The organism is Gemmobacter nectariphilus DSM 15620, from assembly GCF_000429765.1.
GTDB classification, from domain to species: Bacteria; Pseudomonadota; Alphaproteobacteria; order Rhodobacterales; family Rhodobacteraceae; genus Wagnerdoeblera; species Wagnerdoeblera nectariphila.
Window position 1 is genome coordinate 96,640 of record NZ_AUCM01000008.1, and the last position, 13,250, is coordinate 109,889.

Annotated in this window: 11 protein-coding genes and 1 tRNA gene; 7 read left to right on the forward strand and 5 right to left on the reverse strand. The window is 66.3% G+C overall.

What is annotated here, in order from left to right:
- The first annotated feature begins 20 nt into the window (after positions 1-20).
- The 4 genes from G481_RS0109650 (at position 21) to G481_RS0109665 (ending at position 4,488) form a co-directional block, all read left to right on the forward strand.
- Positions 21-1,181 (forward strand): toxic anion resistance protein, encoded by a 1,161-nt coding sequence (locus tag G481_RS0109650; RefSeq protein ID WP_028029853.1) that lies wholly within the window; start codon positions 21-23, stop codon positions 1,179-1,181.
- Positions 1,182-1,236: 55 nt separating this feature from the next.
- Complete coding sequence (locus G481_RS0109655) at positions 1,237-2,148, forward strand: DUF2927 domain-containing protein (RefSeq protein ID WP_245594950.1); 912 nt, start codon at positions 1,237-1,239, stop codon at positions 2,146-2,148.
- A 135-nt stretch (positions 2,149-2,283) separates the two neighbouring features.
- Complete coding sequence (locus tag G481_RS0109660; RefSeq protein WP_028029855.1) at positions 2,284-3,372, forward strand: SPFH domain-containing protein; 1,089 nt, start codon at positions 2,284-2,286, stop codon at positions 3,370-3,372.
- A gap of 15 nt (positions 3,373-3,387) precedes the next feature.
- Positions 3,388-4,488 carry a hypothetical protein gene (locus tag G481_RS0109665; protein WP_028029856.1) on the forward strand — a complete coding sequence of 367 codons (1,101 nt, stop codon included), beginning with the start codon at positions 3,388-3,390 and terminating at the stop codon, positions 4,486-4,488.
- 110 nt (positions 4,489-4,598) lie between these two features.
- On the opposite strand, the gene G481_RS0109670 is transcribed toward G481_RS0109665, so the two are convergent.
- A complete protein-coding gene (locus G481_RS0109670; protein ID WP_211235197.1) occupies positions 4,599-6,146 on the reverse strand; it encodes a helicase HerA-like domain-containing protein in 1,548 nt (515 codons plus the stop codon).
- A gap of 434 nt (positions 6,147-6,580) precedes the next feature.
- On the opposite strand from G481_RS0109670, the gene G481_RS0109675 reads away from it, so the two are divergent.
- The gene (locus G481_RS0109675; RefSeq protein WP_028029858.1) at positions 6,581-7,255 is read left to right on the forward strand and encodes an invasion associated locus B family protein; all 675 of its coding nucleotides are present in this window, start codon (positions 6,581-6,583) and stop codon (positions 7,253-7,255) included.
- A gap of 123 nt (positions 7,256-7,378) precedes the next feature.
- A tRNA-Gly gene (locus tag G481_RS0109680) sits at positions 7,379-7,452 on the forward strand.
- A gap of 24 nt (positions 7,453-7,476) precedes the next feature.
- Here the strand turns inward: G481_RS0109680 and G481_RS0109685 are convergent.
- From G481_RS0109685 to G481_RS0109700, 4 genes are all read right to left on the reverse strand, one after another.
- The gene (locus tag G481_RS0109685) at positions 7,477-7,917 is read right to left on the reverse strand and encodes a CreA family protein (protein WP_028029859.1); all 441 of its coding nucleotides are present in this window, start codon (positions 7,915-7,917) and stop codon (positions 7,477-7,479) included.
- 176 nt (positions 7,918-8,093) lie between these two features.
- A complete protein-coding gene (locus tag G481_RS0109690) occupies positions 8,094-8,381 on the reverse strand; it encodes an HU family DNA-binding protein (protein WP_028029860.1) in 288 nt (95 codons plus the stop codon).
- A gap of 146 nt (positions 8,382-8,527) precedes the next feature.
- Positions 8,528-9,991, reverse strand: a complete 1,464-nt coding sequence (locus G481_RS0109695; RefSeq protein ID WP_035025716.1) for an AMP nucleosidase — start codon at positions 9,989-9,991, stop codon at positions 8,528-8,530.
- Between the two features lie 199 nt (positions 9,992-10,190).
- On the reverse strand, positions 10,191-12,488 hold the full coding sequence (locus G481_RS0109700) for a hypothetical protein (RefSeq protein WP_028029862.1): 2,298 nt from the start codon (positions 12,486-12,488) through the stop codon (positions 10,191-10,193).
- Between the two features lie 250 nt (positions 12,489-12,738).
- On the opposite strand from G481_RS0109700, the gene G481_RS0109705 reads away from it, so the two are divergent.
- A complete protein-coding gene (locus G481_RS0109705) occupies positions 12,739-13,215 on the forward strand; it encodes a UPF0262 family protein (protein ID WP_028029863.1) in 477 nt (158 codons plus the stop codon).
- Positions 13,216-13,250 lie beyond the last annotated feature (35 nt).

Sequence of the window (13,250 nt, forward strand, 5' to 3'; positions counted from 1 at the left end):
GTATCCAGCAAGAGGCCCCCATGACCGAGACCATTCGCAGCGCCGCCGCTGCCACGCTTGCCGAAGTCGAAAAGGTCACCGCGGTGATCCTGCCCGAACCGGGAGGAGAGGTGGTGCCACTGGCCGACGCCCCTGCCCCGGTGGCCGAGGAAATCCGCACCCGCATGGCCGAGGTGAACCTGGCCGATGCCCAGTCGATCATCGGCTTTGGATCGCGCGCCCAGGCCGAGCTTCAGGTCATCAGCCAGGAAATGCTGACCGATGTGCGGAACAAGGATGTCGGGCCGGCAGGCGATGCGCTGGCCTCGATCGTCACGACGATCCGGGGCTTTTCGGTCAGCGAGCTGGACGTGCGGCGCAAGCAAAGCTGGTGGGAGCGCCTGATCGGCCGCGCCGCGCCCTTTGCCAAGTTCGTCGCGCGGTTCGAATCCGTTCAGGGGCAGATCGACAAGATCACCGAAACGCTGCTGGGCCACGAACACAAGCTGCTGAAAGACATCAAGGCGCTTGATAAGCTCTATGAAAAGACGCTGGATTTCTATCACGAGCTGGCGCTTTACATCGCGGCGGGCGAGGCGAAGCTGGCCGAAGTGGATGCAACCGTGATCCCCGCTGCCGTGGCCGAGATGGAAGCCGCGCCCGAGGATCAGAAGATGCTCAAGGCGCAGGCGCTGCGCGATCTGCGGTCCGCGCGCGACGATCTGGAGCGCCGGGTCCATGACCTGAAACTGACGCGGCAGGTGACGATGCAGTCGCTGCCCTCGATCCGGCTGGTGCAGGAAAACGACAAGTCGCTGGTGACCAAGATCAACTCGACGCTGGTGAACACCGTGCCGCTGTGGGAAACCCAGCTGGCCCAGGCGGTGACCATCCAGCGATCACGCGAGGCGGCGGAATCGATCAAGGCGGCCAACGATCTGACCAACGATCTGCTGACCGCCAATGCCGAGAACCTGCAACAGGCGAACCGCGTGGTGCGCCAGCAGATGGAGCGCGGCGTCTTCGACATCGAGGCGGTGAAGAAGGCCAATGCCACGCTGATTTCCACCATTCAGGAAAGCCTTGCCATCGCGGATGAAGGCAAGAAGCGCCGCGCGGCGGCCGAGGAGGAACTGGTCAAGATGGAAGCGGAATTGCGCGAGACGCTGGCCTCGGCCAGCGCGCGGGCATCAAAGGGCTGAAATGACGCATCACTGCGGGTTTGGCGGAATCATTCGGGGGGCGGCGGGCCTGGCCTTGGCCACCGCCCTTTCTGCCTGCACCCTGATCGGCGGCGGACCGGGGCTGCGCCCGGCGCCGCGGGCGATGGCCCCGGCCCCCGTGCCGGCGCCGGCCGAACCCTCGATCGCGAGCCGCGCGGTCGAGGCGCATTTCACCAAGGTTCAGGCAGACCTGCTGGCGCGCGGTCTGCTGCGCAACGATGGCGGCGGGGTCGATACCCCCTATGGCCCGCGCGAGATCGCGGACAATTTCATCCGCATCGCCCTCTATGACGAATATGTCAGCGAAGGCGGGCGGCTGACCGCGCGCGAGGTGCCCTCGCGTCTGCGGCGCTGGGAAAAGCCGGTGCGGATCGGGCTGCGCTTTGGCCCCTCGGTGCCGCCCGAGCGGCAAGAGCAGGACCGCGCGACGGTCGCCGCCTATGCGGCGCGGCTGGCCCGCCAGTCCGGCCTGTCGATCCAGGTGAACGACCAGTCGCCGAACTATTGGGTCTATGTCGTCTCCGAGGACGAGCGGCCGGCGATGGGCGATCAATGGGCGGCGCTGTTCCCCGGCCTTGACCCGCGCGAGCTGGATTCGGCCACCGGGATGGGCCTGTCGACCTTTTGCATGGTGCTGGCGATTTCCGATGGCAACAGCCCGGTCTATTCCGGCGCGCTGGCGGTGATCCGGTCGGAACTGCCCGATCTGCTGCGGCTGAGCTGTTTCCATGAAGAACTGGCGCAGGGGCTGGGGCTGGCCAACGATTATCCGCGGGCGCGCCCGTCGATCTTCAATGACGATGAGGAATTCGCCACGCTGACCAGCATGGACGAGATCTTGCTGAAGCTGCTGTATGATCGGCGGCTGAAGCCGGGGATGCGCGAGGCCGAGGTGCGCCCGATGCTGGGGCCGATCGTTGCCGGGCTGGTTGGCGGCGGAAGTTGAGGGGGGAAGCGGGGCTGCCGCCCCGCACCCCGCTTCAAGGGGGCTGTCTGCCCCCTTGAAAATCCCCCGAGGGTATTTGGGGACAGATGAAGCGGTGGGCGGTCGTTGCGGCCGCGGACAGGAAGGAGTTCGGCGATGGTGTTCGGCTTTCTGAAGGGTCAGTTCATCGACGTGATCCACTGGGTGGACGACACCCGTGATACGATGGTCTGGCGGTTCGACCGGCAGGGCCATGCGATCATGTATGGCGCCAAGCTGACCGTGCGCGAGGGGCAGGCCGCCGTCTTCATCCATGAAGGGCAGCTGGCCGATGTGTTCGGGCCGGGGCTTTACATGCTGGAGACGAACAACATGCCGGTGCTGACGGCATTGCAGCACTGGGACCACGGGTTCAATTCGCCCTTCAAGTCCGAGATCTATTTCGTCAACACCACCCGGTTCACAGGGCAGAAATGGGGCACGCGCAACCCGGTGATGCTGCGCGATCCGGAATTCGGGCCGCTGCGGCTGCGCGCCTTTGGTGCCTATTCGATGCGGGTGACCGATCCGGGCCGGTTCATGACCGAAATCGTCGGCACCGATGGCGAATTCACCACCGACGAGATCACCGTGCATATCCGCGATGTGATCGTGCAGGAATTTTCCCGCACCGTCGCGGGGGCGGGGATCCCGGCGCTGGACATGGCCGCGAACCTTGACCAGCTGGGCAAGATGGTGCGCGAGGCGATGGGGCCCTCGGTCGCGCAATACGGGCTGGAGCTGCCGGACTTCGTGATCGAGAATGTCTCGTTGCCCGAGGCGGTCGAGAAGGTGCTGGACCAGCGCACCTCGATGGGGGTTGTCGGGGATCTGAACCGCTATGGCCAGTTTGCCGCCGCCGAGGCACTGGGCAAGGCCGCCGAGGCGCCGGGGTCGGCCATGGGGGCAGGCCTTGGCGCCGCGATGGGGGCTGCGATGGGCGCGGCGGGGCCCTGGGGCGGGCGGCCAGCCGCCGCGCCGCCCCCCTTGCCGCCCGTTCAGGCGGTGGAATGGCACCTGGCCGAAGGCGGGCAGACGCAGGGCCCCTTTGCCACCGAGGCGCTGCCCGGGCTTGTGGCACAAGGGCGGCTGACGCGGGCGACGCTGGTCTGGTCCGAAGGGATGGAGGGCTGGAAGCCTGCAGGCGAGGTTCCGGCGCTGGCCTCGCTGATGGCCCGGGTGCCGCCGCCCCCGCCGGCGGGCTGACCGGGGCGTCTTGGGATGCAGACCGCGACAAGCTGGCCCTGCGAAAGCTGCGGCGCTGCACTGACCTTTGATCCGGGCTCGGGGCAGCTGGTCTGCGGGCATTGCGGCCATGTTCAGGCCATGCCCGATGTGCCGCAACGCGACAAGGCGCGGGCCCTGGTCGAGAATGATCTGAACACGGCGCTGCGCGGCGCCCTGCCCCCGGCCGCCATGGAGGAGATCCGCGTCTCGCGCTGTCCGGGCTGCGGGGCCGAGCTGGAGCTGGGCGAGGGGGTCGCGGCGACCGCCTGCCCGTTCTGTGCCACCCCGGTCGTGCCGCAAGAGGCCCCGCTGCGGGCGATCCGGCCGCAGGCGCTGTTGCCCTTTGCGGTGCCCGAACGCGAGGCGCGGGCGGCGATGGTGGCCTGGCTGGGCCGGTTGTGGTTTGCCCCCAATGGCTTGCAGGACTATGCGCGCAAGGGGCGGCTTCTGACCGGCATCTATGTGCCGTTCTGGACCTTTGATGCCGCAACGCGCAGCCGCTATGCCGGGCAGCGGGGCGATGCCTATTACGAGACGCGCTGGGTCACGGTCGAGGTCAACGGAAAGCAGGAGCGGCGGCAGGAACAGGTGCGCAAGATCCGTTGGTCGCCGGTGCGCGGCTGGGTGTCGCGCCGGTTCGACGATGTGCTGGTGATCGGCTCGGACAGCCTGCCGCGCGGGCATACCGAGGCGCTGGCGCCGTGGGATCTGTCAGGCTTGCGGCCCCATGCGCCGGACTATCTGTCGGGGTTTCAGGCCGAGGCCTATTCGGTGCCGCTGGAACAGGGGCATGCGCTGGCGCGCGGCGAGATGGAGGCGGTGATTGCCAGCGACGTGCGCCGCGACATCGGCGGCGACGAGCAGCGGATCGAGCGGATCGACACCGACTGGTCCGAGGAGACCTTCAAGCATATCCTGCTGCCGGTCTGGACGGCGGCCTACAAATACGGCGGCAAGAGCTATCGGTTCGTGGTCAACGGCCAGACCGGCAAGGTCAAGGGCGAGCGGCCCTGGTCGGTCTGGAAGATCGCCTTTGCCGTGGTGCTGGGGCTGGCGGTGGCCGGGGCGCTGGCCTGGCTGGGGCAGCAGAGGTAGAGCGCCCCCCTGTGGCAGCCTGGCGCTGCGGGGGCGCTGCCCCCGGTCGCTGGTGCGCCTGTGGACAGGGCGCGCCTGCCCCCGGGGTATTTGGAAAAAGGCAAAGCCGATCAGCGCGATCTGAACAGGGTGCCCAGGATGCCGCGCACGATGGCCTGGCCCGATCTGGTGCCAAGTTGGCGGGCGAAGGATTTGGCAAAGGCCTCGGTCACGGAATCCGACTGGCGCGAGGGGCTGCGTCTTGTGGTCTTGCGTTCGGGCGTGTCGTTGCGCGCGGTCGGGTCATAGCGGCGGGCGCGGTTATAGTCGCGCGCCTCGTCGGCATCGGCCTTGTGCCGGGCGGCTTCGGCCGCGGCGGTCTGAGCCCGGCGGGCAAGCATTTCCTGCGCCGAGTCGCGGTCGATCACCTTGTCGTATTTGCCGGCAAGGGGCGAAGCCGCGATCAGGGCGGCGCGGGTGCCGGGGTCGATCGGACCCAGCATGGACGCGGGCGGGCGGATCAGCGTGCGTTCCACCATGCCCGGAATGCCCTTGGCTTCGAGGAAGGAGGTCACCGCCTCGCCGGTGCCGACCTCGCGGATGGCGTCTTCGGTGGAAAAGCGCGGGTTGGGCCGGTAGTTCTGGGCGGCCAGGCGCAGATCCTTCTGGTCCTTGGCAGTGAAGGCGCGCAGGGCGTGCTGGACGCGGTTGCCAAGCTGGCCGAGCACCGCATCGGGCACGTCGGCGGGGTTTTGCGTGATGAAATATACCCCCACCCCTTTCGAGCGGATCAGCCTTGCGACCTGTTCCACCTTGTCGATCAGGGCCTTGGGGGCCCCGTCGAACAAGAGATGCGCCTCGTCGAAGAAGAAGACCAGTTTCGGCTTGTCGGGGTTGCCGACCTCGGGCAGTTCCTCGAACAATTCCGACAGCAGCCAGAGCAGGAAGGTCGCATAAAGGCGCGGGGAATTCATCAGCCGGTCGGCGGCCAGAATGTTGATGCGGCCGCGCCCCCGGTCATCGGTCAGCAGGAAATCGGCCAGATCGAGCGCGGGCTCGCCAAAGAGCGCCGCCCCCCCCTGGTTTTCCAGCACGAGCAGGCGGCGCTGGATTGCCCCCACCGAGGCCGGAGAGACAAGGCCATAGCTGCCCGACAGCGCCTTGGCGTTTTCCGCGACAAAGGCCAGCATTGCCGTCAGATCCTTGAAATCCAGCAGCGGCAGCCCCTGTTCATCCGCCAGACGGAAGGCAATGTTCATCACGCCCTCCTGCGCCTCGGACAGGTCGAGCATCTGGCTGAGCAGCAGGGGGCCCATCTCGGCCACCGTGGTGCGCACCGGGTGACCCTGCTGGCCCCAGATGTCCCAGAAGGTCACCGGAAAGCTGTCATAGTGCAGATCAAGCCCGATGGTCGCCGCGCGCTTCAGGAAGGCATCGTGCAGCTTGCCTTGCGGATTGCCCGGCAGCGCAAGGCCCGACAGATCGCCCTTGACGTCCGAGAGGAACACCGGAACGCCAGCGGCTGAAAAACCTTCGGCAAGGATTTGCAACGTGACGGTTTTTCCGGTTCCGGTGGCGCCTGCGATCAGCCCGTGGCGGTTGCCGAACCCCAGCAGCAGGTTTTGCGGCGCCCCATAACCGTCGCCGCCGCCGCCTACGAAAATCCGGTCTGTCACCATTGCCACACTGCCCCCGTCGCCGTTTCGGGGCGCCCCTCGCGCGCCCGCGCGGTGTCACCATACATTGTTAATCGTCCTGTGCCAGTGTGGAACCTGTCCACCAAGGGCGCGCAGCCCAAGGTGGGCGGCTTCCTCCCTGTCGGACTGGCCGCGCCCGTGGGGCGCGGCCCTTTTCGTTACATAACTGCCAGAATTCCTGTTGACGGACGCAGAATCAGGCCCTAGCGTTCGGGGCATAAGTCGGCCGGTCCGACAGGGAGCAAAGAATGATGAAAAAGGGCCTCGCGGCCCTTTTTCTATTCCGGTCTTCGGCGCCCGCCCGTTCACAACTTCGCGCCCCGATGGCGGGAATGCGCCCTGTCCCCCGTTTTGGGGCCTGACTTGGGTGGCCTTGCATGATAACCCGGCGCCAGACCAACCAAGACGGGATTGTCATGACATCCACCCAAACGCTGTTCGCCCTGGCGCTGTCGGCCTTGCTGGCCGCGCCCGTGCTGGCCCAGACCACGACCGCGCCGGGCACGGAGACCAAGCCCGCTGCAGGCGCCACCGACGAGGCCATCGACAAGGCCGGCATCTCGCTGGGCGAGACGGTCGATGGCATCGGGACGACCTATGTCAAGGAAACCTTCGACGACTGGCAGGTGACCTGCGTGCGCACCGAAACCGGGGTCGATCCGTGCCAGCTCTATCAGCTGATGCAGGACGATCAGGGCAATTCGGTTGCTGAAATCAACCTGTTCAACCTGCCGGCCGGCGGCAAGGCGGCCGCGGGCGCCTCGATCGTCACGCCGCTGGAGACGCTGCTGACGGCGCAGGTGACGCTGCAAGTCGATGGTGGCCAGGCCAAGCGCTATCCGTTCACGCTCTGCGCCTCGATGGGCTGCATCGCGCGGGTCGGCTTTACCGATGCCGAGCTGAACAGCTTCCGCAAGGGCAACAAGGCAACCTTCGTGATCGTGCCGGCGATGCTGCCGGATGAAGAGGTCCCGATCACCATGTCGCTCAAGGGCTTCACCGCAGGTTATGAGGCTGTCGTCAAGGCGAACGAGGCTGCCGACAAGGCCGCCGCCGATGCCGCGGCCAAGGCCAAGCCGGCCGGCAACTGACCGGTCCTGCGATCGCGCATTCGGGCCGCCCTTTCGGGGGCGGCCTTTTGCATCCGCGGACCAAGTTGCGGCGCAGGCCCCCTTGATCTGCCCGGTGCGGCCCTGTATCAGGCAGAGGCGCTCGCGGGTATGGTGTAGTGGTAGCGCCTCAGCCTTCCAAGCTGATGGGGCGGGTTCGATTCCCGCTACCCGCTCCAATCCTCTGTCACCCTGGCCAGATGTCAGCGCACCGGCACAGTCGAGATCGACATCTTCGCCGACCCTTCGATCAGTTCATTCGCGTGGCTCAGATAGATCAGCGTTCGGTTCGCCTCGTCGTAGATGCGTGTCACGCGCAGGCTCTTGAAGACCAGCGAGCGGCCTTCGGAAAACACCCGTTCCCCCTTGGGGCCGCGGGCGATGGTGCCCAATTCGATCGGCCCGGTCTGCTGGCAGGCAATCGCGGCGTTGGACGGGTCCTCGAACCAGTTGCCCTGTTTCAGCCGGTCCAGAACAGAGCGCTCGAAATAGGCGATATGGCAGGTCACCCCGCTGACCTTGGGATCGGCAATCGCCTCGATCACCACATCGTTGCCGGTCCAGTCAACGCCCACGCGCCCGACCTCTTCGGCAAGGGCAGGACCGGCAAGGGCCGTCAGGACAAGCGCAATCACCCGGTGCATGGGCAGATCTCCTGTGTCGATTCGCACCACGAGTATCGCAGCGCAATCCGCCCTTGGGCACCATGCAGACCAGAAATGTCGGGAAAGGATCGGCCCTGTCACGCGGGGCCCGCGTGGCCGCAGCACGGCGGCCCGAAAACACGGCCGCCCCGGCAACGGGGCGGCCGCGGAACGGCTCAGGCGTTCACGCTGTCTTTCAGCGCCTTGGCAACGGCGATCTTGACCTGCTTGTCGGCAGCCTTGGTCACCATCTCGCCGGTGGCAGGATTGCGGACCTGACGCTCGGGGCGGGCCTTGCAGGCGATCTTGCCGATCCCCGGCAGGGTCACGGTGCCGCCGGCGGCGACTTCACGCGCCACGACATCGGCCACGGCATCCAGCGCGGCGGTCGCGGTCTTGCGATCGGCGCCCATGGCTTCGGCAAGCGCCGCGACGAGCTGGGTCTTGGTCATCGGTTTCGACATGATTGCTTCCTTCGTTCGGTCCCGGTTGGTCCGGGATTTCGTGTTTGCCCCGTCTTCCGGGCCACCGATGCGCTACACAGGTTTTCGCCGTCCAGTTCAAGCCCGAAAGGCGGTTCATGGGCAGTTTCGCGCCGATTTCCTTGCGTTCACAAAAAGGCCGTCTCGTCGAAACTGCGCAGCTTGCGGCTGTGGATGCGCTCCAGCGGCATGTCGCGCAGCCGCTCCATCGCCCGCATTCCGATTTCCAGATGGCGGCCGACCTGCGTGCGGTAGAATTCGGTCGCCATGCCGGGCAGCTTCAGCTCGCCATGCAGCGGCTTGTCGGACACGCACAGCAGCGTGCCATAGGGCACCCGGAACCGATAGCCATTGGCCGCAATCGTCGCGCTTTCCATGTCCAGCGCGATGGCGCGCGATTGTGACAGGCGCGCGACGGGGCCGGACTGCTCGCGCAGCTCCCAGTTGCGATTGTCGATCGTGGCCACGGTCCCCGTGCGCATGATGCGCTTGAGCTCATAGCCCTCCAGCCGCGTGACCTCGGCCACCGCCTCTTGCAGCGCGATCTGGATCTCGGCCAGGGCCGGGATCGGCACCCAGACCGGCAGATCGGCATCCAGAACGTGATCCTCGCGCAGATAGGCATGGGCCAGCACGAAATCCCCCAGCGCCTGCGTGTTGCGCAGCCCCGCGCAGTGCCCCACCATCAGCCAGGCATGGGGACGCAGCACGGCGATGTGGTCGGTCGCCGTCTTCGCATTCGACGGGCCGACACCAATGTTGACCAGCGTGATCCCCTGCCCGTCCGCCCGCTTGAGGTGATAGGTCGGCATTTGCGGCAACTTGGCCAATCCCGGCATCTCGCCATCCGGGGTGGTGATCACCTGATTGCCCGGCCCGACAAAGGCCGTGTAGCCGCTCTGCGGATCGGCCAGGGCGGCGCGGGCGCGGGTCTCGAATTCGTCGACATAGAACTGGTAGTTGGTGAACAGCACATGGTTCTGGAAATGCACCGGGTCGGTCGCGGTATAATGCGACAGCCGCGCCAGCGAATAATCCACCCGCTGCGCGGTAAAGGGCGCCAGCGGGCGCGAGCCATCGGCATTGAGCAGCCGGTCGCCATTGACGATATCGTCATTGGTCGTCGACAGGTCCGGCACATCGAACACATCGCGCAACGGAAAATCCAGCACGCCCTCTTGCGGGATCGTCACCGAAGGCGCCTGCGCCACCGCGAAATGCAGCGGGATCGGCGTCTGAGACGGGCCGATCTGCATGGGCACGCCGTGATGGCGCATCAGCAGTTCCAGCTGCTGGGTCAGGTAGTTGCCGAACAGATCGGGGCGGGTGATCGTGGTGGCATAGACCCCCGGCTCGGACACATGGCCAAAGGAAAGCCGGCTGTCGATCCGGTCGAAACTGGTCACCGTGAACCGGATCTCGGGGTAATAGGCCCGCACGCGCGCGGCCGGCCGCGCGATCTGACAGGCCGCGAACTGGTCCAGCAAAAAGTCCGTCGCCTCGGAATACAGCGCGCGCAGCCGGGCAACGGCCGCACGGGCATCGGTGAAATTCTCGGCAGGATGGGCGGGCGGCGTCAGAAGATCGGTCACTGTTCTGTCTTTCGGAAATGATCGCCCACGATGCACCGGGCGGCCCGGGTGCGGCAAGCCCCCTTGACGACTGGCGCTTCGCACATCCGCATGACAGGCCCGCGACAGGCCCTTTCATCTGTCCGCAAATATCCTCGGGGGGTGAATTGCCCGGCACGGGCAAGAGGGGGGCAGAAGGCCCCCCTCCCCGCTCTCCGCCTCAGACCGGATTGTCGGCCCGCATCGTCACCCAGACCGTCCCGGTGACCGCAGCCGGCCAGCGCAGGTTCACGCTCTGGCGCGCGCTGCCCTGTTCGGTCTGCACCCAGGGCATGTCATAGCGCTGGGTCGATCCTTGCAGCACCGGCCCCCCCGCGACGACCCCCGTCACCACCCGTGCATAGCCGCCAAAGGCCAGGTTGCTGCCGCCATCCGCCACCCAGGTGCTGGCCGCGCTGTTCTGATCGTGCCGAACCGTCAGCGGGTTGTAGCACCCCGACGTCACACCGTTGAAGTTGTTGCCATGCACCGACAGGTTGCGGAACCGCCCATAATCCAGATCGGCCCAGGTGGTATCCACCTTCTCGGCCCGCTCGACGGTGCCGTTCATCGCGCGGAACGTGTTGCCGCTGATCGACATACCCTGCAGGTAATGCCCCGATCCGCGCGGCGTGATCACGATCCACGCAAAAGAGCTGACCACATCGATCGAGGTGAAGATGTTGCCGGTGATCGACAGCCCGCCAAAGCTGTACTGGTTGTTCCAGTTCGGGTCGGGCTCGCGCTCGTTGGTCATCTCGATGAACGAGTTGTCGACGTAGTTGCCGGTGAACAACGTCTTGATGTTGATGCCCGTCATCACAAGGCCGGCCGTGCGCACGCCGGGGCTTTCGGCATCGCCCTGGAACCAGTGGTTGCCCACGAACATGTGGCCCGACCCGTGCATCACCCCGAAATGGCGGAACCGCACGGCGCGGTTGTCGCGGATCTTCACGTCATTGGCGTTGACGTTGAAGCCCACCGTCACGCGATCCTGCACCCGGACCGGCATTTCGTTCGACAGGAACTGGCATTCGTCGATCATCATGCCCTGGCATCCCGTGCCGATCGAGGTGATCGCCCGGTGGCTTGGCCTGTTGAACACGCAGCCGTGGATGCGGGTGGTGATGCCCGAGGGCGGCAGCATGATCGCGCTGGCCCGGCCATCGCAATAGAACTCGACGTTCATCACCTCGAAACGGTCCAGCCGCCCGAAGCCGGAAAAGTCCAGGATGTAGCGGAACCGCGTGAACGTATAGGTGCGCGTGCCGCCCTGCGATCCGGGCGGCAGGCTCAGCTCGACGGTGCCGGCGGCGACGTTCTTGGACCGCACATAGGTCTCGCGCGCGACGCCGGCGCCGGTCACCAGCGATCCGACCTCGATATTGGCGACATTGGCGACCCCGCTCAGCTGATAGGGGCTGCTGGTGTTATAGGTCGCCTGCGAGGTCACGCTGCCCGGCGTCCAGGCCGCGCCGCCGCCAGGCACCAGCTGGCCATTCTCGATCACCCGGCGCTGGACAAAGGACGACCCGGCGACCCCGGCATTTTCCGCCACAAAGATCGGCTCGGCCACATCGACCGACCGGCCGTTCAGGTTGAACGAGACATGATCGGTGAAATGGAACAGCGCCTGAAGCCCGCGCCGCAGCCCCTCGGCCTCGCTGCCAAAGGCGGCGGCATAGCCTTCCAGATCGAAGTTGCGGGTCAGCGCCAGCCGGTTCGCTGCCGGCATGGCGATGGTGCCTTCGAAGCGGACGGGGGCGGAAAAGGTGAAATTGCCGTCCAGCCAATAGGTTCCGGCCGATACCAGCACCTCGCGGCCCGAGGCGACCGCCTCGGCATCGGCGGCAGCAAAGGCGGTCAGGTCATTGGTCGTGCCATCGCCCATCGCGCCATGGTCGCGCACGTCGACCCAGTTCATCATCTTGCGGTGGAACACGTCGGTCACATCCTCGACAATGAAATCGTCGATGCGCACCACGCCGCCATTCGCCCCGGTCAGCTCGATCCCCACATGCGCCGCCACAGGCGCCGTGCCCCAGACCAGATCGACCCCTTGCCGCGCGCCCGAGCCGATGATCGCGCGCAGCGTCACCACCTCGCCATAGCTGGTCAGGGAAACGGCGTCCGCCGTCGTTGGCAGGCCGGAAATCGCGCTGCCCCCCGCCGTCACCGGCAGGCACGAGATGCGCGCCCCCGGCAGACCGCCCGACAGCACCTTCAGCCGCACGGTCAGCTGCAGATACATCCCCACCTGATAGGGCGTCTGCACCATATGGCGCAGCCGCTGGGTGGTCGATGTCTTGACCAGTTCCAGACAGCCGCCGAAATCCTGATCGGCCGCCACGATGGCCGCATTCGGCGCCCCGTCATAGCTGGTCGATCCCGCCGTGCCATCGCCCGAAGACCAGACCCCCAGCCCGGCGGAAAAGGGAGCGGGCATCAGCACCAGCCCGTCAGTGATCGCCTTGTTCATCGCGTCAATCCTCGCATCCTGCATCCACCCTGCTACCTGCAGACCGGCCGGCCGGCGCAAAGACCCGGGCAAGGCCGCGCACCGCATTCCTCTCTCGAAAGGAAACGCCGGACGGCTGCCCTGACCCCGGCAGGCCTAGCATGGTGATGGTTAAGGGCAGTTTACCCCTGCGCACGCTGGTGTGCGCCGATGATGCTTGCACCCTCTCGCCCGGTCGGGCATCAAACCCGAAGCAAACCGGAACATGCCCATGACCCGTATCTGTCATATCGAGATCGACGACCGCGGCCTTGCCCCGCCGACCCCTGCCATCGAACAGGAACGGCGCGTCGCCATCTTCGACCTGCTGGAAGACAACAGCTTTGCCCTGCCCGCCCGCGACGGGCGCGAGGTGCCACCCGGCCCCTACCGGCTGGCGCTGGCGATCCGCGAAGGGCGGCTGGTGTTCGACATCGCCACCGAAGCGGGCGAAAAGGTGGGCGAATTCCACCTCTCGCTTGGCCCGTTCCGGCAAGTGGTCAAGGACTACTTCCAGATCTGCGAAAGCTATTTCGACGCGGTCAAGCGCCTGCCCCCCAGCCAGATCGAGGCCATCGACATGGCCCGCCGCGGCATCCACAACGAAGGCGCCGCGACCTTGCAGGAACGGCTGGAGGGCAAGGCCGAGGTCGATATCGACACCGCCCGCCGTCTGTTCACCCTGATCTGCGTGCTGCACTGGGGGTGATCTTGGCCGAAGGGTTTCCGCAGGCGATCCTTTTC